We start from the raw sequence: 22,232 nt of genomic DNA on the forward strand, positions 1-22,232 counted from the left end.
GTCCTTCGCAGTCTCTGCCATATCGGGCCAAACCAAGGCAAAGGCATGGCAGTCATGCGCGCGGCCGTGAGGTTGATCACAGGCGCGAGCATACTCTGAACCAACGGCGAAGGCTATGCCGGATGGTATTTGGCGGACTCTGCCATTTTTGCCGATCGCTCAGTTCTTGAGGATATCGTCGGCCGGCAGCCGGATCTCGCAACGGAGCCCGCTCGGCTCGAAGCGGCGGATAACTCGCGCGCCGACCTCATAAGGCAGCATCTGCTCGAGCAGGACGGTGCCGAAGCCATGTCGGCTCGGGCCGATGACGCGGCCGGACAGGCCGGTCTCGATCCAGTCGATCACGAGCCAGCGGACCGCGTCGCGCTCGTCCAAGCGCCACGCGATATCGATGAATCCGCGCGGGACTGTCAGAGCCCCGAACTTCAGCGCGTTGGTGGCGAGCTCATGCATCGCAAGACCGATGCTCTCGGCCGCCTTCGCCTTGATCCGCACCGCGGGCCCGGACAGCGAGTACTGCCGATCCTCGCGCGCGGCGCCGGCGCGCAGCTCGTCGGCAATCAGCTCGGTCAGATCGAAGCCGGCGAGCGGATCCCGCGTGACGACGGCCTGGATGCGCGACAGCGCGGCGATGCGGCCCTCGAGGTGGCTCGCGAAATCCTCGGCGCTCTCGCTGGATTCACCGGTGCGCCGGATGATGGAGCGGATCACCGCAAGCATGTTGCGCACCCGGTGCTGCAACTCGGCGAGCAGGAATTTCTGATGATCTGCCGCCTCGATCAGCGCCGTGATGTCCTGCGTGATGCCGCCGATGCGCTGCACCTGCCCTGAGTCGTCGACCATCGGAAAACTCCGGATGCGCAGCCAGCGCTGTGCGCCGTCGGTCTGCCTGACGATGCGGAAATCGAAGCTGTCGCGCTCGCCCCGCCGGGCGCGCTCGAGACCCTCGAGAGCCCGCGCGCGATCCTCCGGCACCATCAGCTCGATCCACGGCGTGAGATGATCGCCCTGCATGACGGCGGTGCGCGGCACGCCGTAGATCGTCTCGAATGCGGGGCTGAGATATTCCCAATGCATGGTGCAGGAATTGCGGATCCACAGCACGTCGGACGAGGCCTCGCCGAACTGGCGGAATCGCGCTTCGCTGTCGCGCAGCGCGGCTTCGGTCCGCTTGCGGTCGTCGATATTCATCGCCAGCTCGACTAGCGTGCCGTCGCCGAGGTCGCGGCCGGCGAACATCATCCAGGCGCGCTCTCCGTTCTTGCGGAAGTATTCCTTCTCATAGGGACCGATCCGTCCTGTGCGCTTCAGATGCGAGATCTGCGAGGTCGAGGCCTCAACCCATTCCGGCGGCGTTAGGCTCTGCCATGTGAGCCGACGGCTGCGCACCTCCTCGCGCGAATAACCTGTCATATCGAGGAAGGCATCGTTGGCGTCGAGCAGGGTGCCCTCGGCATGATCAAAGAACAGCACGCCGACCGAGTCGATCTCCAGCAGGCGGCCCAGCCGATGCGCGCTCGCGCCGCTGCTGGAAGCCGTGGCCATCGCGGGGACAAGAGGGACCGGCTCACGGCAGCTCAGCAGCGCGGCGAGCTCGGGATCCGCTTGCATCAGCATGCGCAGATCGGAATCCATCGGGAGCTCGGGATGCGCCTCGGCCCAGAAATGCGCCATGCGCAGATACGCCAGGAAGCCCGCGAGCAGCTCGAACGTCGTGTCGCCGAAGGCGTGACGGATCGCTAGCCGTGCGCGGGCGGCGGCGGCATTCGGCTGAAACAGCGCTGCGGCCGCAGCAAACAAATCGGCTTCGCTCTCGCTGCGCGGCTCCGGGATCGCGCGCGGCGTCTGCACCGCCTCGAGCCGGTCGAGCGCCGCGGCGACGTGATCAGGATCGGCGAGCGGCAGCGACAGCAGCTGCCGTGCCTCGTCGATCGTCTCCGGAGGGCACGTTGGATCGCCCGCGGGACGGCCAAGCCCGATCAGGAAGCCGAAATGCCGCGCCAGGCAATAGGCGGAGCAGGCGAGGCGCGAGAGATGGACGGCGAGCCGCTCCTTGAATAGCGCCGGCAACGGGGCGTCGAGATAGGCGCAGGTCGCGAGCTGCCACAGCTGTCGCGTCGCCTCCGGCGCCGCAGGCGGCGGACGGAACAGATTGGGCATCAGCCCGAGTCGCTGCACGATCTCCCGTTCGAACGTTCCTTCGCCCATACGCTGTTCGACCATTGCCGTTTCTCCGGTACCATGCCCGAGCCGGCAGGCCTGGCGCAAGTCGCATGCCCTCGGCGCAGGAATCTCTCACTCGTTCGCGTCGAGCTGGCGACCTTCACGGTCGAGATGCAGATAATTGGCATTGAACAGGCCAGCGCTCATGAGGCGATCCAGGTCGGGAAGGACCAGCATCTTACCCTTCAGCACGATCAGGTTGCTGGCGCGCAGCTCCTGGAGCGTGCGGTTGACGTGGACCTTCGACAGTCCCGTGGCTTCGGCGAGGTCGGCCTGCGTCAGTGGAAAACTGCAGCTGTGGTCGTCGGCGAGGCCCGCGAGCCGCAGGCGGAAGAACAGCTCGCACAATAGATGCGCCATGCGCTCGGAGGCGGTGCGCTGCCCGAGGTTCATGGTCCACTCGCGCTGGATCGCGGCATTGACCAGCGTCTCCCACCAGAACGCCGTCGCGACGCGCGGATAGCCCGCGCTGATCTCATCGAAGAACTCGCGCGACAGGTCGGCGACCGACACCGAGGTGATGGTGCCGATCGAATGGTCCATCTCGCGCAGGATGAAGATGTTGAGGTCGCAGATGTCGCCGGGCAGGAAGAATGACACGATCTGGCGGCGGCCATCCTCGAGCTGCTTGTAGCGGCAGGCCCATCCGTTGAGGATCAGGTGGACGTCCTTCGGCTTCTCGCCCTCGCGCGCGATGTCGGTCCGCGGTGCAAAGGTTCTGACCCGCTGCGCCGACGCGCGATTGAGCATCAGACGGTCGGCCGCCGAGAGGCGGACGAAGTTCTCGAGCTTGCGGACCAAGTGACTCAAGGATCGGTTCCCCCAATTGCTTATAGGAGTTCCTCACGGGGCCACCACAATAACTTATGTTAGCACGGAAGCTCATCATTTGCGATCTCGCGCCGACGCAGCGCAAGCAGCCGTGCTGTGTCGTGCCCGGGATCGCTGCGCGACCCGTTCGAAAACTGATGAGATCTACGCTTCATGCGGCCGAACTAAGCCTTCTGATGCGGGTTGCGGCGATCTGCAGCTCGACTGGCGCGCGAAATTAAGACCCTCTTAGGCTCGGCTGCGTAATTTGACCCGATCTTTCCAAGGGAAACGTTCCATGCGAGTCGGTCAGCTTTTTGCAGTCTCGATGCTCTCAGTCACGGCCCTGGCGTGCGTGCTCGGGGGTGAAGTCCTGGTGACGCACTACCGCGCCTACGAGAGCAGGACGGAAGCGATCAAATCAGTCGACGCGTTCGGGGCTGTGCTTCTGGCCGGCCAAGCCGTTGCCGGACTACGTGCGCCGTTCGTGACGCCAATGTTTCAGGATACACCGGCCACGCCAGCTCAGCAGGAGGCTCTCGACAAGGCGGCGCAGCAGGCAGAGGCCGCCTTTGCCAAGGCGAAGGGGGCGGTCGAGACGCTCTCCGACGGTGAGTCCATCCTCAGCGGTCTGAATGCCGCGAAGACGAAGCTCACCGATGTGCGCGCGATGGTCGACCGCGCCGTGAAGCTGCCGTTGAGCGCGCGGGACCCGTCGACCATGAAGGGCTTCCTGCCCGGGCTCACGGATGTGCTCAAGACGATCGAGCCGCTGCTGAACCGCCTCGAGAACCGTGTTGCGAGCGCCGACGCCTCTCTGACGCCCTTGCTGTCGATCGCACGCATCACTCAGGATCTGCGCATCACTGCAGGCGGTCGCGCCGCCATGCTGGCCCCGGCGCTCGGCGCGAAGCGCGCGCTGAGCGTCGCGGAACAGTCCGGTATCGATCGCGCACAGGGGCGGATCGAGGTCGACCGCGAGCGGATCGAGTCGAGCATCGACCAGCTGGGCAGCCCTCCCAAGGTGGCCCAGGCGATGGCCGAGGCTGTGGATGCCTATTTCAACAACGCCGCCGGGCTGATCGAAAAGGAGATCGCGGCGTCCCGCACCAACGCCAGCTATTCGTTGACGCCGGAGCAACTGGGCGGGACCGTCGTGCCGCCGATCGGGAAGTTCTTGGCAGTTCGCGACAATGCCATCGCCGAGGCAAAGGGCCGCGCGGAAGCTGCGCGCGACGACGCGTTCCTGATGCTGGGGATCGGAAGCGGCGCCGTGATCGCGCTGCTCGGCATGCTCGGTGTCGTCACCTTCATGCTTCGCCGTCGCGTCATCGCTCCGCTGGCGGCGCTGACCGGGGTCGTCGGTGAGCTCGCCGCCGGCCGCGACGAGGTCAGCATTCCCGCGAGTGACCGGCAGGACGAGATCGGCACACTGGCCGGCTCCCTGCAGGTGTTCAAGGATGCGCTGGTGGCGAAGAAGGCCGCCGACCGTGCGGCTGCGGCCGAGGCGGAAGCCAAGATCCAGCGCGGCCAGCGCGTCGACACGATCACCCGCGAGTTCGAAACCATCATCAGCGAAATCGTCGACGTCGTGTCGGCGGCATCGACCGCGCTGGAGAGCTCGGCGGGAACGCTCACCACGACCGCTGAGCAGTCGGAGCGGCTCGCGATTACCGTCGCTTCCGCATCGGAAGAGGCCTCGACGAACGTGCAGTCGGTGGCGTCGGCGACCGAGGAGATGTCGTCGTCGGTAACCGAGATCAGCCGCCAGGTGCAGGACTCCGCGAGAGTTGCCAACGCGGCGGTTCAGCAGGCGCAGCGAACCAATGATCGCGTCGGCGAACTGGCCAAGGCCGCTGGCCGGATCGGCGATGTCGTCGAGCTCATCAATTCGATTGCAGGTCAGACCAATTTGCTGGCGCTCAACGCCACCATCGAGGCCGCGCGCGCGGGAGAGGCCGGGCGCGGCTTCGCCGTGGTCGCGTCGGAGGTGAAGGCGCTGGCCGAGCAGACCGCCAAGGCGACCGACGAGATCAGCCAGCAGATCAACGGCATCCAGGCGGCGACGCAGGAGTCGGTCAATGCCATCCGGGAGATTGGCGAGACGATCGAGCGGATGTCGGAGATCGCCTCGACGGTCGCCTCCGCCGTGGAAGAGCAGGGCGCGGCGACGCAGGAGATCTCCCGCAGCATTCAGCAGGCTGCGCATGGCACGCAGCAGGTGTCGTCGAACATCACCGACGTGCAGCGCGGCGCCAGCGCGACCGGCCAGGCCTCAGCGCAAGTGCTGACCGCAGCGAAGTCGCTGGCCGGCGAAAGCAGTCGCCTGAAGCGCGAGGTGTCGCGCTTCCTCGGCTCCGTCCGCGCCGCATAGGGGCTGAGCCGACGCGATATCTTCAGAACGCGAGAGCGCCGGACTTTCGAGGTCCGGCGCTCTCGTCACGTCAAAGACGGGTACTGGCTCGTGCCTATTTCGCCTTGCTGAGGTTCTGCGCCATTTCGAGATGATGCTGTAGCGCCGGCAGCGTCTTTCCGGCCCAGTCCTTGAGTTCCGGATTGTCGCCGCCCTTGGCGTAGCGCTCGAACAGCGACACGGCATCCTTGTGGGCGCTCACCTGCATGTCGTCGAAATCCGCGCTGAAATCCTTGCCATCCGCTCCCTTCAGCTTGTCGAGCTTGCTCTGGTGCGCGCTGTCGAGCGTCGTCGGCAACTGTGCCTTGACCTTGCCGCTGCCGACCATGCTCTTCAGCTCGCTCGACGTCTTGGTGTGATCCTTCACCATCTGCGCGGCGAAGCTCTTCTCCTGCGCGTTGCCCTTCTCCTCGCCCAGCTTGTTCGATTGCAGCTCGAACATGTCGCTGGTCGCGACCTCCTTGACGAAGTCCTCCGTGCTCGGCGTGATCCCGAGCGCCGAATTGACGCCAGTCTTCTCACCGACAGACTGCGCCAGGGCTGGTCCCGCCAGCATCAGGCAGCTGATTGCGATGATCGTGCGTTTCATAATCGTCCCTCTCGTGTCATGTTGATCACACAACCGGAAGCTCTGGACGTTGTTCCGCAGCACCACGGCGGGACGACGGCCGCGAGCGGCGGCGCACGGCGTCGAGCATGGCACGCAGCTGCAAGGCATCGGCCGGCGCCGCGCTCTTCTGGTCGTTGTCGAAGTAGACGAACACATCGACGCCCCGCGCAGACCAGGCGCTGATGCGCGTGGCCCACGCCTTCATGGTTGCCGCGGGATAGTTGTCACGGTAGCGCCCATCCGGGCCGTGGCTGCGCACATAGACGAAATCGGCAGTGCGTTGCCAGGGCGCGGGGGCGTCGTGATGGTCCGACAAGCACAGCGCGACATTGGCGTGGCGCAGCAGACGTATAGTGGCGGGCGTGTACCAGCTTGGGTGGCGGAACTCGAAACTGTAGCGCCGGTGTTTGGGCAGTAGTGGAAGGAAGCTTGCCAGCCTGTCCTGATTGGCCTCGAATTGCGGCGGCAGCTGAAACAGGACGGGACCGGCCTTGTCACCGAGCAGCTTCAACCTCCCTTCCATCAGCTCCAGGCTGTTGACGGAGCGTTCCGACAAGCGCTTCCAATGTGTGATGAATTTCGAGGCCTTCCACGCGAAGACAAAGTCACGGCCGGTCTGATCGCGCCAGCTGCGAACGGCGGCCTCGCTTGGCGTCCGGTAGAACACGCCGTTCAGCTCGGTGGTCTCGAACTGGCTGGCATAGTAGCGCAACTGATGCTTGACGAGCAGGCCGGGCGGGAAGAACGCGCCGCGCCAGGAGTCGTAGTGCCAACCGGAAGTGCCGACCACGACCCGCGCCATCCGTCTGCCTCGCCAGCTGACCTCTTGTCTCGACTGAGAAGCATCCTTCGGGGCTTTGGGTTCCAAAAGCTATCCGGCGGGACGCGGCCGCCGTCGTGTGAACGCGAACCGCTATCGGTCGGCAGCGGCCTGCATGATCGGCGCACTCAACAACTCGTTGATGTGCGCGGCGGTCTCGGCCTGAATCGCCTTCTTGAGCATCGATTCGCGCTCCGGACCTGCCGGCAGGAGGCGCGCCGCTTCGCGCGCTGCGGTCGCTGCCTGCTGCAGCCGATCGGCAAACGAGATGATCTGCTTGCGCCGGTTCCTCTTGACGGTCATGGATGAACTCCTGTTCCCTCTGCAGGAGCTTGCAAGGTCGGCGCTGTTCTGTCGCTAACACACGTTAGCGTGCAAATCACGATCGCTGGAGGGCGTCCAGCCGCCTCTACGGCAGACACCCGTGCTAATTAGTTGTTCGATCGGTCCGGATCGTTTCCCGGAACGCTGACATGCACTTCATGACCCTGTTTGAGCGCGAGCGTGGCGGCGGCGACAGCGGATTCGAACGCCGCCTCTCTTGTGGCGTAGTCGCCCTGCGTATTGCCGTCATGCAGCACGCTGTAATGATCGCCGACCGCGACGATCGCATATTGTGCCAGTCCCATTGCATCCTCCTGCGTTGCGGGTGAAGCCGAGGTCAGCTGCCGGACGCCGTGACGCGCCAGACCGTGTTGCCGACGTCGTCGGCGATCAGGAGCGCACCTGTCTTGTCGACGGCCAGCCCGACGGGTCTGCCCCGCGCCTGGTTCTGATCGTTGAGGAAGCCGGTCACGACGTCCCGCGCCGCGCCATTCGGCTTGCCGCTGGCGAACGGCACGTAGACGACCTTGTAGCCATTGAGCGGCGTACGATTCCAGCTGCCGTGCTCGCCAACGAACGCGCCGCCGCGATAGGCCTCCGGCAGAGCGTTCGCCGTGTAGAACGTCATTCCGAGCGGCGCGACGTGGGAGCTCAGCGCGTAGTCCGGAACGATTGCCTTCTCCACGAGGTCCGGTCGCTGCGGTTGAACGCGGGGATCGACATGCTGGCCGTAATAGCTGTAGGGCCAGCCATAGAATCCGCCGTCCTTCACTGAAGTCATGTAGTCCGGCACCAGATCCGGGCCGATCTCGTCGCGCTCGTTCACGACCGTCCACAACGCACCGCTCTGCGGTTCGAAGCTCAGCCCGTTCGGATTGCGCAGGCCGCTGGCGAACACGCGCCGGCGACCGGTGGCGCGATCGACCTCGAGAATGGCTGCGCGGTTCTTCTCGGCCTCGATGCCGTTCTCGGTGATGTTGCTGTTGGAGCCGACACCGACGTAGAGCAGCCGTCCATCCGGGCTCGCCGTCAAGCTCTTGGTCCAGTGATGGTCGATCGGACCGCCGGGCAAAGCGGTGAGAACCGTGCCTGCATCCTTCATCTGTGTTTCGCCGGGCGTGTAGGGATATCTCACAATGGCGTCCGTGTTGGCGATATAGAGGTCGCTGCCGACCAGGGCCACGCCGAACGGCGAGTTCATGTGATCGATGAAGACGCTCTTCTGCTCGGGCACGCCGTCGCCATTCGCATCATGCAGCAGCGTGACGCGATTGCTCGGTCCGGTGCTGCCGCCCGACGTTGCCCAGGACTCGACGAACGCCATGATGATGTCCTTCGGACGCTTCGCCGGCGGTGCGGGCGGAGCCTTGGATTCGACCACCAGAACGTCGCCATTGGGCAATGTGTAGAGCGAGCGCGGATGCTGCAGGCCCGTCGCCAGGGCCTCGATCTTCAGGCCAGGCGCGACCTTCGGCGTCTCGCCTTGCTTCCAGCCGACGACCGTCGCGAGCTTCATCGGCGGCAGCAGATATTGCGTCAGCGACGGCAGCTTGACGTCGGCGCCGATCTCCGCCTTCGGATCGCCGCCTTCGTTGCAGCCGGTCAGGCCGAAGGCGGTGGTGCCGAGCAGGAGAGCCGTGAACAACCGGCCCAGGCGACGGGTGCGGACATGGTTCATCGGGCAACTCCCACGCGGTGGCGGTAGACCATCGTCCAGCCGAGCCAGCCCGTGACCGGGAGGATCAAGACCGTGACCAGCGACAGGATCAGTCCGGTGGGCACCACCGAGGTCCAGGCGTCGCGCGCGTGCACCATGTTGTTGAAGAACGCGAGCACCAATGCGATCAGGTTGCCGATCATGTGCGGCCAAGCCGGCGTCTGCGTACGTATCAGTCGATTGCCGAGGAAATCGATCAGGCCGGTAATGGCGGCGAGAATGCCCATGATCAGGCCAACGAGCAGCAGCCAGGCGGAGATGTCGGCCCACATCATCTCGGCGGTCCGCCAATAGGCGATGTCGGTGACGAGCGCGCCGATGAAGCAGACGATGGGGAAGGGCACCAGCATCGGATGGATGGGATGTCGCGCCAGGCGCGCCGTGGACTGGAGGGCAGGATGGTTCGGCTCGACGGTGGTCACAGCGGTCTCCTTGGTCGGCGCGGTGCGCGCGCAGCCTGAGAACAGCTGGCGGCGCCGGGCGTTCCGATCGAGATCATGGATTCCGCGGCGGCCTTCGGTCTGAGCAGGAGCTGCCCAGGTTTTCCGATTGCAAATTTCATCGATTGAAGCACCATCGAGACGTCATGAGGATGCAGGGCTCCTCGACGTGGTGCGGATCTGATGTCTCTCCAACGTCTGTTTTCGTTCGTCGGCGGACCGGTCGGAGCCTGGGCGGTCCGTGAGATCCGGCCAGTCAGGGGGGCGACGCTGGCCGGCGTCGCGCGGTTGGAGATCGCTCCGGGCGATGTCTCGCCTCAGGACGCGTGCTGGTCGCTTCGCGGGGTCACCAGCAACGTCAGATACTCGACGCGGTCCGAGCAGAGCACGCTCGCCTCGGTCCAGGCTGGGCTCGGGCGGTCAGAGGCGACCTGTGCCGCGCTGATCCCGATCGCGAAGACGGCCGCATGGTGGGATCTGCCACAGGATGAGCGGCGGGCTATTTTCGAGGAGCATTCGCGTCACACCAGTATCGGCTTGAAGTATCTGCCGCCGGTCGCGCGACGGCTGCATCATTGTCGCGACATCGGCACGGCGGAGCCGTTTGACTTCCTGACCTGGTTCGAGTTCGCGCCAGAGCATGAGGCCGCTTTTGATGATCTCCTGGCCGAGCTGCGCGCGACGAAGGAGTGGGATTTCGTCGCGCGGGAGGTCGAGGTCAGGCTCACGCGCTGAGGCGCGGGCGCCGGAAGGCTGGCTCTCATTGGCTCTTGTTGAGCGGGCCGTTGCCGCGCGCGCTGTCGCTTGCGGTATCGTTACGTGGCGCGGCGACTGCGGGCTGGCTCTGCTTCGGCGACGCGCTTCCGGTTGTCTGCTGGGTGTTGCCCTGCGGGTTGGCCGCCTGCGCGTCCTGACGCGGCGTCTTGTCGCCGCCGAACGACCAGACCATCAGCCCGATCGCGGCGGCCACGACCACGATGGGAATGAGCAGGGCGTATGGCGTGTTGCTCTGCATGCCCGGGACGCGAGAGCCTGCGCCGGTGGCGCGCTCGCTCTGATCGTGCGCCGCCAGCGAGGCGCGCGTATTCTCGTCGAGCCGCGCGCGCTCACCGGGGCGCAGCCGTCCGGACCGGGTCGCCGCATAAGCGAGCGCCAGGCCGAGAATGATGATGCCGATCCCCCACCCCCAGAATGTCGCCGCTCCGCCGTTCATGCCTTCCTCCCAAGCTGCTCTGCCCGGTCGAGTGTCGCCGAGCTCGGACCAACGGGAGGTTGCCGCATCCGTTCCGAATGGCTGCCTCGGATGCGGTCGGAGCGTCAGCTCGTGGTGCCGCCGTCCTGGATGCACGGAGATTGCTGTCGGCAATCCGGAAGCCGGGGAGAGCGGCCGGATTCAGACCAACCGGCGCTCCGTCAAACAACGCGGGGCTACCGGCGAAGGCGATAGCCTGTTAAGCAACCGCGGACAGCGGGCCGCGGGCCCATATCAGCGAAAGAGGCAACGGCAATGATTCAGACGGTTGGCATCATCGGAGCAGGCACCATGGGCAACGGTATCGCGCAGGTGTGCGCGGCCGCCGGCGTGCCGATCGTCATGGTGGATATTTCCGAGCAGGCGGTCGCGCGCGGGCTCGCCACCGTCGGCTCGAGCCTCGATCGCCTCGTCAAGAAGGACAAGATGACGACGGCCGACAAGGACAAGGCGCTGTCGCTGATCACCGGCACCACTGACAAGACCAAGCTGTCGGCCTGCGATCTGGTGATCGAGGCGGCGACCGAGAATGAAGCCCTGAAGCTCAAGATCCTCGGGGATCTCTGTGCCGGGCTGAAGCCGGAAGCCCTGATCGCGACCAACACCTCGTCGATTTCGATCACCAAGCTCGCGACCGCCACCGACCGTCCGGACCGCTTCATCGGCATGCACTTCTTCAATCCGGTGCCGATGATGGCGTTGCTCGAGCTGATCCGCGGCCTGCAGACTTCCGATGCGACTCACGCTGCGGCAGTGGACTTCGCCAAGCGGATCGGCAAGGTCGCGATCACTGCCAAGAACAGCCCGGGCTTCGCGGTGAACCGCATCCTGTGCCCGATGATCAACGAGGCGATCTTCGCGTATTCCGAAGGCATCGCTACCGCTGCCGACATTGACGAGGGCATGAAGCTCGGCTGCAACCACCCGATCGGGCCGCTGGCGCTCGCGGACCTGATCGGGCTCGACACGATGCTGTCGGTGATGGAGGTGTTCTACAACGGCTTCAACGATCCGAAGTATCGTCCGGCGCCGCTGTTGAAGGAAATGGTCGCAGCGGGACAGCTCGGCCGCAAGACCGGCAAGGGCTTCTACGACTACAGCAAGTAGTTGGCGGCGGCGGGCAACCGCTTGAGAACGAGCGCGCGGCGGATCTCAGGTATCTGCCGCGCATTCATGGGCGACCGGTGGACGACCCACACTCAGCGTTAGAGCGCGATTAGGATCGCCAACTCAGCGAAAGCGCACGCTAGAGACCGCCGCACGAGGTGATCGCAGGCCGCAACGTTCATTTCCATATCGAACAACATTTCGCGGCACAGCGCCGGGCGGCAAGGGGCATTGCCTCACTGATGCAGCCCACTAAGCCTCGACCCGGCGCGCCGTTCGTGAAGTACCGCGGTGTGGTGGCCCGAAACGATTACCGCCACATTCAGCGGATCTGATACGAGGGTGGAGTCATAGAGCCTCCCTGTGATCGCGATCGTTAGCTGTCGCTCGATCGCCGTGGCAGCTTGACGACAGCCACCGCGAAGGAGCGATGCGGTGATCGTCGTCCCCTGCATAGGTGCTGTCAAGGCGCATCATGACGCAATGATGAATTCAGCGTTACGACAGCGGCGACGCAGCATGACTGGGGCTCGACAAGATGACAATTGCCGGCGCGTCACTACATGAAGCGAGCTGACGGGCCGATCGGCACGCCGGCAGCGGTCGTTACCGCACACGATGGGTCTAGCTGCGAGCGCGGATCACAGGCGCTGAATTGCGACGGGTCAAATCACCGCATTCATGTGCGGTTACGGTCGGCCCAAATAGGCTGACAGCGGAACCAAAAGAGACACGCGGCGTCTTGTCTGCCGCGAACGAGCAGGAGAACAGCGATGAAAGCAGCAACCCTCACACTGGCCGCGGTGGCGGCGCTGGCGGCCGCCCTGCCTGTCCTTGCTGCCGAGCAGGGTGCCACCGGCGTCGTGACGGGAATCAATCGTCTCAACGGAACCGTGGCGATCAAACGTGTTCAGAATGGAACCGTCGGCGCCAGTGCATCGGCCGATGCGGAGGAGTATAAGGTCAAGGACAATGCGATGATCGAGGAGGTTCACGCCGGCGATCGCGTGACGTTCTCGACGTCGGATGACGGCGGCAAGACGACCATCGTCAAGCTCGATCGGCAGAAATAGAGCTTGAGCAAGAAGTGCGGGGCCGAGATGAGGCGGCGCAGACGTCTGCACTGGAGCGCTTGGTATCTCGGATTCTGGCTGATCGCCGGCCCGTGCGGTGTTGCACAGGCCGGGGTCGGCGATCTCTATTCCGCACAGACCGTCGTGACCGGGCAGGGCGAGGACAACCGGCTGGCCGGCTTCGCGCTCTGTCTCGAGGACGTCCTGATCAAGGTGTCCGGCGCCTATCAGCTCAGCGGAGACGCCCGGCTCACCCCCTTGAAAGCGCGTGCCCGCGAGTTCGTCACGGGCTTCGACTATCATGACCAGATGTCGGGCAAGCCGAAGCACGACGAGCAAGGGACGCGCGACCGTCCCTTTGACCTCACCATCTCCTTCGATCACGCGAAGATCGACGACGCGCTCGCGCAGCTCGGCGTGAAGCCGTGGCGGGCGGCGCGGCCGCCGCTCGGCGTGATCGTGGCCATGACCTCCGGCAACAGGAGCTATTTGGTCGTCTCGGACGATCGGCAGTCCGATCTGCAACGCGACGCGCTGCGCGCGGCTGCCAGCAAGCGCGGCCTTGACGTGGTGCTTCCGACCACCGCGCAGGCCAGCAGCGTCGATGCGGGCGGCGCTGAGCTGCCGCCGCCTACGCTTGCGGCCGCGCTGCCGGACGCCGGGATGACCTTGCTGGGTCGCCTCACATGGGACGACGACGCGCTCAGCTGGGTCTCGCAATGGCAGCTCGACGCCTCCGGTGCACAGCATCGCTGGCGGGTCGGCGCTGCAACGTTCGACGATGCATTCCGGCGCGCGTTGGGCGGCGCGGCACAGATCCTGTCGGGCAACGGCGCACCGTGACCGGCGTCCGGGCTGCGCGATCCATTTCCGGCTCAGATGTTCATCGCGATCCTCATCGCAACAAGCGTGCCGTCAGCCATCGTCGTGCCTGACTTGCACGACATCGCGCGTGTCGTCGCGGGGCAGCGTCGCCGCTGAAGCCAAGCGGTGATCGTCCATCTTCAAGCGAGTTCAATGAGGCACGCGGTGATCGAGAGCTCCACCGAAGCGCCGTGAGGTTGCCGCGATAGCCTGTCACCATCCTGGTCGGATCGATGCCGAGCGACGCCGCGTCGCTCGCGCGAGCGGCAGGAGGTGCCCGTGGTGAAGTTCAGAACGTGTCTCGTCGCGACGCTGCTGATCGCTGCGTCGACCTCGTTGGCGACAGCTGCTCCCGGTCTTGTTCGCAGTTCGGCCACGATGCGCGCGGGTCCGGGCCCGGGCTTTCCCATGGTCGAGCGGATTCCGGCGGGTGCCCGTGTCACCATTCACGGCTGCATTCAAGGCGGTGCATGGTGCGATGTGAGCTTCGCCGGCGAGCGGGGCTGGATCGCGGCGAGAGCGCTCGCCTATCTCTATCGCGAGCAATACGTCTATCTGCCCGAATATGTCGAATACGTGCCGGTCGCGCCGTTCGTGCTGACCACCTATTGGAGCAGCTTCTATTTCGGTCGTCCGTGGTTTCACCGCCACGCCTATTGGAATCGCTATTGGCGCCAGCATCCCGTCATGGCCCAGAACCCGCCAGCGCCGGCCACGGCTCCGCGTGGCCCTGGCGCGGCCGGTGTCGCGGCCGCCCCGGTGGCCATCGCGGGGCCACATCCCGTCTCGCCGGTCATGGGACGAGCCGGACCTGGGATGGCGGCAACGCCGGCTCAGGCTGCGACGCCGGCAAGCGCCGTGCAATCGCGGATCGCACCGATGGGCGCCGCCGCGCAGGGCGCTCGCGCTCAGATGGGCGGCATGAGCGCGATGATGGTCAGTGCGCCGCGCTTCAGCGCAGGCGTGGCTCGCGGCGGAGGCAGCTCCAGGGCCGGGGGAGGGTTCCGCCGACATTGACAATGGCGTGAACCGGACGTGCATGAGCGCTTCGAGACATGGGTCCCGCGATCGGCCGTTGGCGACAGAGCGGACGATCACTACATGCGAGTTGATGACCTGACCCCGCATCGTCTTGTTCGCCGTGAAAAAGCTCGTGCTCGTCTTTCTCCTGCTCATCATCGCTCCTCTCTCGCTTTCCGCCGCGAGCTACCTGCGCAGCGACCGCCGCGGCAACTGGCAGTCCGCGGATCGCTCGAGCGCGGGGCTGCTCCCCTCGCCGGCCGATCATGAGGATGCCGTGGTGCGCGTATTCGCGGCGCGCACGGTGCGCTGGCGCGGCATCTTTGCGGTCCACAGCTGGATCGTCGTGAAGGAAAAGGGAGCGCCCCGCTACACGCGCTACGACTACACGGCCTGGGGTGAGCCGATCCGCGTCGACGGCTTCGCCCCGGATGGGCGCTGGTTCGGAGCTTTGCCGGACACGGTTCTGGCCGTCGATGGCAGGGATGCTGAACAGGTCATCCCGAAGATCCGCAGCGTGATCGAATCCTACCGCTTCCGCGCCTATGGCGACTACAACGCCTGGCCGGGGCCGAACTCGAACACCTTCGTTCAGGCGGCGCTGAATGCAGTCCCCGAACTGAACGCGGTGCTGCCGCCGACGGCGATCGGGAAAGATTTCCCCTATGACGGCTGGTGGGGACGGACGGCTTCAGGAACCGGTCTGTTCGTGTCGCTGGGCGGCTATGTCGGCCTGACGGTCGGTTGGATCGAGGGGCTGGAGCTGAATGTCCTCGGCGGGGTTCTCGGCATCGACCTGCGGCGCCCGGCGCTGAAGTTCCCCGGCATCGGCCGGCTCGGCATGCCGTTGACCTGACGCTCTCGCCCGTCGCGATCGCTGGCATGCAGCTTGCTGCGAAGTCCGTTGGCACGCCGCAATGTCGCGGATACGCCAGACCGCCGCTGTCCCGGCTCTGACACCCGCACCGGCTTGGCCGGGCTCGTCTGCAAAGTGTCGGATCCGCCACATGAGGCGAGGGGAGATGGGTGATGGACACGCTGTTTGCGATCTGCGCGACCTATGAGGTGGATGACGGCGCGGCGCGCGGATTCGTGCTGCAGCGTCGCGAGACCGATGGGAGCGCCAAACCCTGGCCGATCCTGGTGACCCGCAAAGGCAATCAGTTCTATGGATTCGAGAACGCCTGTCCGCACCAGGGGGCCCGTCTCGACAAGCGTCCCGGCGAGTTCATGGACGAGGAAGGCAATTTCCTCACCTGCGGCCAGCACGGCGCGCAGTTCGATCTCGACACCGGGCAGTGCTTCATCGGACCCTGCCAGGGCAAGGCCCTTACGCCGGTCAAGCTCGTGATCGACGATGGCGACATCTGCCTGTCCGGCATCGATCTGGATGAGGAGGACGGTCTCGACATCGATGATCCCGAGGACGATGTGCCGGAAGTGCAGATCACGTCGGATTGATGCACGCGCCGCTGCGGCGCGCCGACACTCAGCGCTTCTTTCGCTCAACGCGGCTGAAATTGCTGAGATGCCCTTCGCGCGCGGCCTGGGCGCGTGCCGCCTTGATCAATCCGGGGCTGCGGGCGGGAGGGGCCGGCAGCGAGGGCAGGCGGGTCAGTTTGCGGCCTCCGCAGGTCGGGCACACCGGCTTTTCCGAAATCCCGATCAGCAACTCGACATCTTCGGCGCAAACAGCGCAATGGAAGCTGTAGAACGGCATGACTCATCCCTCCTGTGCGGGAGGGGCTTTGCAGGAACCGGGCCAGCCCGCGAGACGGCCTGGAAGCGCCGGATCGGGGCTCGTTTGCATGCAAACGGCCGTTCATGGCTCCCCGTCGTGTATCGAACGCGACGTCGCTGCGTCGAGCATTCGACAGGGCCGCAAGCCGACGGCCCATCGGCCGGTGCGGGATATACCGAGCACCGGCCGGTGACGTGGATCAGGCGTTGGTCTTCGGCACGTATTTGCCGGCGACGCACTTGTAACTCTGCAGACGCCACTCGTGGTAGGGACCCTTGGACATCCAGTCCGCGATTCCGATCTGGGCGCTGACCGCGCATGATGTCATCGTGATGCCGGACATCTCGCTGTTGGTAACAACCTTCTCCATGCAAAGCTGGCCGTTGCAAAGTAGTGCGACGAGAGTGACGAGCACGTTGATTCTGCCTCCAAAGAGTGGGACCCGGTCAGGATCTACAAAGCAGAGTTCATGCCAAGTTATGAATCCAGGCCGTGCGGCTACGGAGGAGAGTGCTACGAGTGTTACCGTCTCGCTACAGAAAAGTGATGGATTCACCGTTTAGGTCACGCAGCGCGCATCGGAATTGCTGCTAGTTGCTGCTGATGAGTTCGCTGCGGGGTTGTCGACGCGCGGTAACCCACCGGCGGTCTGCGAAATCCGATTCAGAGGTGTCAAACAAGGGGCAGCGCCTGCGCAGTTCTGCAGCGCTCGGTCGGCTGCGATGAAGACTGTGATACCCCCGGTTCGATGCGCTGAATTCCGAATGCGTCATCCCTGCGCGATCTCGTTCTTCACACGCACGTGAGGCATGTATCCGGTGGCAGACTTGCGCGACCCCAAGCCAATCCGTAGGACAACGGGGACTGTCAGGGGGCCTTCATGACTGCAGATCCAACCCGCCGCGCGCTGCTGAAGCTGGCTGGCGCTTCTTCCATGATGATGGCTGCCGTGGCGGCAGTGCGCGCCGAGGGCGGTGGCGAGAGCACCGCTGCCGGCCCGACATTCGCGAGCTGGACCCCGATTCGGATCGGCATGATGACATTGCGCGTCAACGATCCCGACAAGGTCTCGGCCTTCTACCGCGATGTGATCGGTCTGTCGGTGCTGCAGCGGACCGAGACCATCGTTCGTCTCGGGGCGGGCGGCGTGCCGCTGGTCGAGCTGGAGGCGCGGCCGGATGCGAGCCGTGAATCGCCGCGCGCCGCCGGACTATTCCATACCGCGTTCCTGATGCCGACCCGCAAGGATCTGGCTCGTTGGCTGGTGCACGTTGCCCGCAACCGTACGCCGCTGACCGGCTTCGCCGACCACAATGTCAGCGAGGCGGTCTATCTCGATGATCCCGAAGGCAATGGCGTCGAAGTCTATGCCGACCGCGCGCCCGAGCTCTGGCAGTGGCGCGATGGCTCCGTCAAGATGGGCACTGAGCAGCTCGATGTCGACGATCTCGTCGCGCTGACCGATACGCGCAGCAGCAACTACGCTGCCGCGCCCGACGGCCTGCGCATTGGTCATGTTCATCTCAAGGTGGGAGACGTCGGCCAGGCGAGCGGCTTCTATGCGGGGCTGATCGGACTCAATCCGACGCGGATGATTGATCGGGCCGCCTTCCTGTCCTCCGGCCGCTATCATCATCACATCGGCGCCAACAGCTGGCGCAGCGCTGGAGCCGGCCGCCGTGATGAGAGCACCACCGGTCTGTCGTGGTTTTCCTTCGAGGTGAAAAGCGACGACGGCCTCGCGCGGCACGAGGAGCGCCTGTGCCAGGCGGGGGCGGCGCTGACTGTGCTCTCAAATGGGCTGGAGACCGCCGATCCCTGGGGCACGAAAGTCCGCTTGATCCGCGTGTGAGCTCATCGCGCCGACGTACAGGCCGACGTTCGGCGCGACTCAGGCCTCGTTGAGGCCCGCGCCGCGATCGGTCAGGACCTTCTGGCCCTTTGCTGTCAGCTCGTAGATGTCCCCATCCTTGGCGACATAGCCTTCACGGATCAGGCCGTCGATCTCGTCCTGCCGATCCGGCGAGAAGGCGATCGCCTGGCCGATGTCCGAAAGCGTTGCGATCTGGTCGTCCGTCAGCATGGCCATCTCCCGTTGTTCATGCGAACGCTGTGGCGTCTCGAATGTTCCGGGAGCGGCCTGTTCTCACGCCTTGCGGACAAATTCCGACTTGAGATTTATCTGCCCGATGCCATCGATCTTGCACGCGATGTTGTGGCCGTCGCTGGCCTCCTGCAGACGGATGTTGCGCACCTTGGTGCCGCCCTTGACCGTCGAGGATGAGCCCTTGACCTTGAGGTCCTTGATGACGATGACACTGTCGCCATCGGTCAGCACGTTGCCATTGGCATCGCGGATGCTGGTATCGGCCTCAGCCGGTGCAATGGCTGCGTCGCCGCTCCATTCGTGGCCGCACTCCGGACAAACCCACAACGCGCCGTCCTGATAGGCGTGCTCGGAGCGGCATTGCGGGCAGGTCGTCGCGTCGGTCATCTCATCCTCGGATCGCTGCAGAAAGCGTGCGGCAGCGTTAGAGGCTGGAATGGAACCGGGCAAGTGAAATCCCGGAAGAGAGACAGCGCGCAGTCTTTTGCCGCGCGCTGCTGATGTCGACTTGAGATGGGCGGCGGTCGCCGCGCCTCACGCCGCCTTGCGCTCGGGGACTTTCGAGCCCTGATCGCTCTCGGCCGCTTCGATCGCCCGCAGGTAGGTGTCGAGCAGCGTCTCGTGCTCGTCGCGTTCGTCCTGATCCTGCTTTCGCAGCTTGATGATCTCCTTCAGGATCTTCACGTCGAAGCCTTCGCCCTTGGCCTCGGCGAACACTTCCTTCTTCTGCTCGTTCAACTCCGCCAATTCGCCATCGAGGTGCTCGATCCGCTCGATGAAGGACCGGAGGCGCGCGCCGGGAATGCCGATCTCTGACATGGTGACTCCTAAACTAATGGGACCCCGAAAATGCGCGGCGGTTCGTTGACAATGTCTTAACGCGCAGGGCTCGCGGACATCCCCCGCGGCGAACGTGCTTAACGCGGAACCGTCCGGCGGCAGCACACCCGTCGGACGTGACGGCCAGGGTTCCAGCCGGTATGGAAAAGGCAGCCATCACGATCCCCGTCCGTCCGGAATGACACTCCATGACCCGCGCCAACGTTCCACCGCTCGACTGCTCCAGCCTGCGAGCTCAACTCGCAGCGCTGCCCGGTCTGGCTCGGCTGCGAGACCTGTCCGCAGGCTTTGCGGAGGCCGGGGACGAGACAATCGCTGCGATCCTCGAGTCCGCGTCGGCCTTCGCTGCGGACCGCCTCGAAGCGCTCAACGCTCAGTCGAACAGCGCAGCGCCGCGACTGGTCGACGGGGCAGTCGTCACCTCCGACCTGCATGGACGCGTCTGGCGCGAATACGCCGAGAGCGGCTGGATCGCACTCGATCTTCCCGAGCAGCTCGGCGGCCAAGGGCTGCCGCTGGTGGTCGCCGTTGCCGTTCAGGAAGTGTTCGACCGCCATTGCGCCGCCTTCGGCATGCTGCCGGTACCGGTGCGCTCGGCGGTGCGGCTGATCGAAGCCTGGACGACGGACGACATGATCCGATCAGAATGGCTGCCGAAGCTGATCGCGGGTGAGTGGGGCGCCACGATCTGTATCTCGGAAGTCGGCGCCGGCTCCGACGTGAGCCGCATCCGGACCAAGGCTGTGCCGCGCGGCGACGGCCGCTGGTCGATCACCGGGGAGAAGCAATGGATCTCGTTCGGCGGCCATGACCTGACCAACCGCATCGTGCACTGCCTGCTGGCGCGCACCGAGGGAGCCAAAGGGTTGTCGCTGTTTCTGGTGCCCGACCGTATCGATGGCGCCGCGAACGGTGTGGTCGTGCGTAAGCTTGAGCACAAACTCGGCCTTCATCTGTCGCCGACCTGCGCGATGGGCTTCGAGGACGCGATTGGCCATCTGCTCGGCGAGGAGGGCCGCGGGCTGGCGCAGATGTTCGTGATGATCACCAACATGCGGATGGCGGTCGGCGCGATGGGGCTCGGCATCGCCTCTGCGGCTGCCGACGTTGCGCTCGCTTATGCGCGGCAACGCCTGCAAGGCGGCGCGGGGCCGCAGCCGCTGCCGATCATCGTGCACGCCGACGTGCAGCGCACGCTGCTGTCGATGCAGGCGGACGTCGAATGCGCTCGCGCGCTGATCTACGCCGCCGCGGTCGAGGCCGATCTCGCGCGCGTCGAGACCAACGATGATGCGCGCCGCGACAGTGCCGCGCTGGCGCAATGGCTGTTGCCGATCGTCAAGACGCTCGGCGGCGAGCTCGCCTTTGCGACGGCCGACAGCGCCATCCAGGTGCTCGGCGGTGCCGGCTACACCACGGACTGGCCCGTCGAGCAGCTGCTGCGCGACTCGCGCGTGCTGCCGATCTTCGAGGGTACGACCGGGATGCAGGGGCTCGACCTCCTGCACCGCCGGCTGTGGAAGGACGGCGGCGAGGGCCTTCGCGCGTTCCTCTCGCGCGCCCGGGCCGACATCGCGCCGTTGGCGGAACGCGACGTCGCGGCCGCCACCGAGATCATCGATTTGCTGGAGACGACGGCCGGACAGCTCGCCCGGATGCGCGACACCCCGCGTGATGGCGAGGCCGGCGCGACGGGGTTCCTGCACCTCGCCATCGACGCCGCGCTGACGTGGTCGGCAGCGCGGCTCGGCGCGCTTCGCAACGACACGCCGGCCGGCGCCCGGCTGCGTGCGCTCGGCAGCTTCCAGCTCGGCGAGCTTGTCGGGCGGGCACGGCACCACGCCGCGGACGCGCTGCGTGGAGCCGCCGCCTTGGAGGGCATCGCCACGCTGCTCTGATCTATGCGGCCGAAGATGGTGATCAGGTGCGTCTCGTGCGTCATTGCGGCCGTTCTGCCAGCTTTCGGAACGAGCGCTTCAACGCATTGACGCTGGCCAAATAGAGCGAGACCGAATGGTCGCCGCAGCGTTCGCCGTCGTCCGGCTTGTAGCCACGGCGGATGAAGGCTGCGGCAGGGCCGGCACCGCAGAGATGGATGACGGCGGCGAGATCCTGTTTCTGCTGCGCCGTCGGCTTGGCGGCGGGCTGCCGCGCGAGCGCTGCGGCGACCTGGCGGTCGAGCGAGATCGCAGTGAGCGCGACCGCATGCGCCGGCCAGGCGCGGATGTACAGGCTCGGCGCGCCGCAGCCGTCGCGGGTCACCTCGTGATCCCGGATGCAGAAGCCGGCGGCATCGGCAAAGGCACCGTCGGTCATCTGGAACAGACCGACTGCGCTGGAGGCCGGCTGATAGACCGCGAACGGGTTCCACGCAAAGCGCCATCGCCAATAGGTGCGGGCCACCGGATTACCGGAGCTTTCGGTCTGCGCCAACGCCGCCAGCAGCTCCGGAGGTATCGCCCGCGTCGCGCTCTCGCGGAACAGGGCGCCATACTCGCGCCAAGTCTCGTCCGGCTCCTTGTCGAGGGAATGGCCGGCGACGACGAACAGCTCGGTCGGCTTGCGCGCCACGTGGTAGGCCAGATTGGCCAGCGCGAACATGCCGAGCGCCAGCACGGCGGCGGTTGCGAGCTTCAGCCAGCGCGGCGCCGCGCCCGCTTTGCGCCGCAGCCACCTCGTTCCCCGCTGCGCGAGCTTCGCCGCTTTGCGCCGCATCGCGCGCCAGCGTCCCGCTCGGCGCGGCCTGCGGGGTTTCTGCAGCGATGGGGCAGGGCTGTTCGGCAAATGATGACCTCGGCTGATCGATGTGGCGGCGCATGGTTAAGAAAGAATTTGTGCAAATGCGTCATTCTTCCACTTTGTGGTGTGGGG

The 22,232-nt window shown here is 65.5% G+C and carries 25 protein-coding genes; 10 read left to right on the plus strand and 15 right to left on the minus strand.

Going from position 1 to position 22,232, the window contains the following annotated elements; translation table 11 throughout:
- Nucleotides 1–159: 159 nt before the first annotated feature.
- Nucleotides 160–2,223 (minus strand): sensor histidine kinase, encoded by a 2,064-nt coding sequence (locus BRADO_RS16035; RefSeq protein ID WP_041756582.1) that lies wholly within the window; start codon nucleotides 2,221–2,223, stop codon nucleotides 160–162.
- A 72-nt stretch (nucleotides 2,224–2,295) separates the two neighbouring features.
- Nucleotides 2,296–3,033 carry a Crp/Fnr family transcriptional regulator gene (locus tag BRADO_RS16040; RefSeq protein ID WP_011926373.1) on the minus strand — a complete coding sequence of 246 codons (738 nt, stop codon included), beginning with the start codon at nucleotides 3,031–3,033 and terminating at the stop codon, nucleotides 2,296–2,298.
- 298 nt (nucleotides 3,034–3,331) lie between these two features.
- Between BRADO_RS16040 and BRADO_RS16045 the strand changes: the two genes are divergently transcribed.
- Nucleotides 3,332–5,407, plus strand: coding sequence for a methyl-accepting chemotaxis protein (locus tag BRADO_RS16045; RefSeq protein WP_011926374.1), 2,076 nt, complete (start codon nucleotides 3,332–3,334; stop codon nucleotides 5,405–5,407).
- 94 nt (nucleotides 5,408–5,501) lie between these two features.
- Here the strand turns inward: BRADO_RS16045 and BRADO_RS16050 are convergent, their stop codons facing one another.
- The 6 genes from BRADO_RS16050 to BRADO_RS16075 all read right to left on the minus strand — a co-directional run bounded on the left by BRADO_RS16050 (nucleotide 5,502) and on the right by BRADO_RS16075 (nucleotide 9,339).
- Nucleotides 5,502–6,035 (minus strand): DUF4142 domain-containing protein, encoded by a 534-nt coding sequence (locus tag BRADO_RS16050; protein WP_011926375.1) that lies wholly within the window; start codon nucleotides 6,033–6,035, stop codon nucleotides 5,502–5,504.
- Nucleotides 6,036–6,060: 25 nt separating this feature from the next.
- The gene (locus BRADO_RS16055) at nucleotides 6,061–6,858 is read right to left on the minus strand and encodes a DUF72 domain-containing protein (RefSeq protein ID WP_011926376.1); all 798 of its coding nucleotides are present in this window, start codon (nucleotides 6,856–6,858) and stop codon (nucleotides 6,061–6,063) included.
- A gap of 111 nt (nucleotides 6,859–6,969) precedes the next feature.
- Nucleotides 6,970–7,179 (minus strand): hypothetical protein, encoded by a 210-nt coding sequence (locus tag BRADO_RS16060; protein WP_011926377.1) that lies wholly within the window; start codon nucleotides 7,177–7,179, stop codon nucleotides 6,970–6,972.
- Nucleotides 7,180–7,307: 128 nt separating this feature from the next.
- A complete protein-coding gene (locus BRADO_RS16065) occupies nucleotides 7,308–7,505 on the minus strand; it encodes a hypothetical protein (RefSeq protein WP_041756584.1) in 198 nt (65 codons plus the stop codon).
- A gap of 32 nt (nucleotides 7,506–7,537) precedes the next feature.
- On the minus strand, nucleotides 7,538–8,878 hold the full coding sequence (locus BRADO_RS16070; protein ID WP_011926378.1) for a sorbosone dehydrogenase family protein: 1,341 nt from the start codon (nucleotides 8,876–8,878) through the stop codon (nucleotides 7,538–7,540).
- Nucleotides 8,875–9,339: a DUF2231 domain-containing protein gene (locus BRADO_RS16075; RefSeq protein WP_011926379.1), complete on the minus strand. Its 465-nt coding sequence runs from the start codon at nucleotides 9,337–9,339 to the stop codon at nucleotides 8,875–8,877. Before BRADO_RS16075 ends, BRADO_RS16070 begins: the two co-directional genes overlap by 4 nt.
- Nucleotides 9,340–9,540: 201 nt before the next feature.
- Here BRADO_RS16075 and BRADO_RS16080 point away from each other — a divergent pair, with 201 nt between their 5' ends.
- Nucleotides 9,541–10,092 carry a chlorite dismutase family protein gene (locus BRADO_RS16080; RefSeq protein WP_011926380.1) on the plus strand — a complete coding sequence of 184 codons (552 nt, stop codon included), beginning with the start codon at nucleotides 9,541–9,543 and terminating at the stop codon, nucleotides 10,090–10,092.
- 25 nt (nucleotides 10,093–10,117) lie between these two features.
- On the opposite strand, the gene BRADO_RS16085 is transcribed toward BRADO_RS16080, so the two are convergent.
- Nucleotides 10,118–10,570: a hypothetical protein gene (locus tag BRADO_RS16085; RefSeq protein WP_011926381.1), complete on the minus strand. Its 453-nt coding sequence runs from the start codon at nucleotides 10,568–10,570 to the stop codon at nucleotides 10,118–10,120.
- 294 nt (nucleotides 10,571–10,864) lie between these two features.
- On the opposite strand from BRADO_RS16085, the gene BRADO_RS16090 reads away from it, so the two are divergent.
- The 6 genes from BRADO_RS16090 to BRADO_RS16120 all read left to right on the plus strand — a co-directional run bounded on the left by BRADO_RS16090 (nucleotide 10,865) and on the right by BRADO_RS16120 (nucleotide 16,134).
- Nucleotides 10,865–11,716: a 3-hydroxybutyryl-CoA dehydrogenase gene (locus BRADO_RS16090; protein WP_011926382.1), complete on the plus strand. Its 852-nt coding sequence runs from the start codon at nucleotides 10,865–10,867 to the stop codon at nucleotides 11,714–11,716.
- Nucleotides 11,717–12,489: 773 nt separating this feature from the next.
- Nucleotides 12,490–12,789 (plus strand): copper-binding protein, encoded by a 300-nt coding sequence (locus BRADO_RS16100; RefSeq protein ID WP_011926383.1) that lies wholly within the window; start codon nucleotides 12,490–12,492, stop codon nucleotides 12,787–12,789.
- A gap of 27 nt (nucleotides 12,790–12,816) precedes the next feature.
- A complete protein-coding gene (locus BRADO_RS16105; RefSeq protein ID WP_041757539.1) occupies nucleotides 12,817–13,632 on the plus strand; it encodes a DUF2066 domain-containing protein in 816 nt (271 codons plus the stop codon).
- Between the two features lie 303 nt (nucleotides 13,633–13,935).
- Nucleotides 13,936–14,670, plus strand: a complete 735-nt coding sequence (locus BRADO_RS16110; protein WP_244423050.1) for an SH3 domain-containing protein — start codon at nucleotides 13,936–13,938, stop codon at nucleotides 14,668–14,670.
- 136 nt (nucleotides 14,671–14,806) lie between these two features.
- Nucleotides 14,807–15,529: a DUF3750 domain-containing protein gene (locus BRADO_RS16115; RefSeq protein WP_041757541.1), complete on the plus strand. Its 723-nt coding sequence runs from the start codon at nucleotides 14,807–14,809 to the stop codon at nucleotides 15,527–15,529.
- Nucleotides 15,530–15,702: 173 nt separating this feature from the next.
- Nucleotides 15,703–16,134, plus strand: coding sequence for a Rieske (2Fe-2S) protein (locus BRADO_RS16120; RefSeq protein ID WP_041756587.1), 432 nt, complete (start codon nucleotides 15,703–15,705; stop codon nucleotides 16,132–16,134).
- 28 nt (nucleotides 16,135–16,162) lie between these two features.
- Here the strand turns inward: BRADO_RS16120 and BRADO_RS16125 are convergent, their stop codons facing one another.
- Entirely contained in the window at nucleotides 16,163–16,393 is a 231-nt protein-coding gene (locus BRADO_RS16125; protein ID WP_011926388.1) for a zinc ribbon domain-containing protein, read from the minus strand.
- A 220-nt stretch (nucleotides 16,394–16,613) separates the two neighbouring features.
- Nucleotides 16,614–16,784 carry a hypothetical protein gene (locus BRADO_RS16130; RefSeq protein WP_244423051.1) on the minus strand — a complete coding sequence of 57 codons (171 nt, stop codon included), beginning with the start codon at nucleotides 16,782–16,784 and terminating at the stop codon, nucleotides 16,614–16,616.
- Nucleotides 16,785–17,294: 510 nt separating this feature from the next.
- On the opposite strand from BRADO_RS16130, the gene BRADO_RS16135 reads away from it, so the two are divergent.
- Nucleotides 17,295–18,266, plus strand: coding sequence for a VOC family protein (locus BRADO_RS16135; RefSeq protein ID WP_011926389.1), 972 nt, complete (start codon nucleotides 17,295–17,297; stop codon nucleotides 18,264–18,266).
- Between the two features lie 39 nt (nucleotides 18,267–18,305).
- On the opposite strand, the gene BRADO_RS16140 is transcribed toward BRADO_RS16135, so the two are convergent.
- From BRADO_RS16140 to BRADO_RS16150, 3 genes are all read right to left on the minus strand, one after another.
- Nucleotides 18,306–18,497, minus strand: a complete 192-nt coding sequence (locus BRADO_RS16140) for a hypothetical protein (RefSeq protein ID WP_009027406.1) — start codon at nucleotides 18,495–18,497, stop codon at nucleotides 18,306–18,308.
- Nucleotides 18,498–18,560: 63 nt separating this feature from the next.
- On the minus strand, nucleotides 18,561–18,908 hold the full coding sequence (locus BRADO_RS16145) for a zinc ribbon domain-containing protein YjdM (protein ID WP_011926390.1): 348 nt from the start codon (nucleotides 18,906–18,908) through the stop codon (nucleotides 18,561–18,563).
- A gap of 147 nt (nucleotides 18,909–19,055) precedes the next feature.
- Entirely contained in the window at nucleotides 19,056–19,340 is a 285-nt protein-coding gene (locus BRADO_RS16150; protein WP_011926391.1) for a DUF2312 domain-containing protein, read from the minus strand.
- A gap of 209 nt (nucleotides 19,341–19,549) precedes the next feature.
- On the opposite strand from BRADO_RS16150, the gene BRADO_RS16155 reads away from it, so the two are divergent.
- On the plus strand, nucleotides 19,550–21,259 hold the full coding sequence (locus BRADO_RS16155) for an acyl-CoA dehydrogenase family protein (protein ID WP_011926392.1): 1,710 nt from the start codon (nucleotides 19,550–19,552) through the stop codon (nucleotides 21,257–21,259).
- Nucleotides 21,260–21,299: 40 nt separating this feature from the next.
- On the opposite strand, the gene BRADO_RS16160 is transcribed toward BRADO_RS16155, so the two are convergent.
- Nucleotides 21,300–22,076 (minus strand): transglycosylase SLT domain-containing protein, encoded by a 777-nt coding sequence (locus BRADO_RS16160; protein ID WP_011926393.1) that lies wholly within the window; start codon nucleotides 22,074–22,076, stop codon nucleotides 21,300–21,302.
- Nucleotides 22,077–22,232 lie beyond the last annotated feature (156 nt).

Origin of the sequence: Bradyrhizobium sp. ORS 278, from assembly GCF_000026145.1 — a bacterium.
Classification (GTDB): Bacteria; Pseudomonadota; Alphaproteobacteria; order Rhizobiales; family Xanthobacteraceae; genus Bradyrhizobium.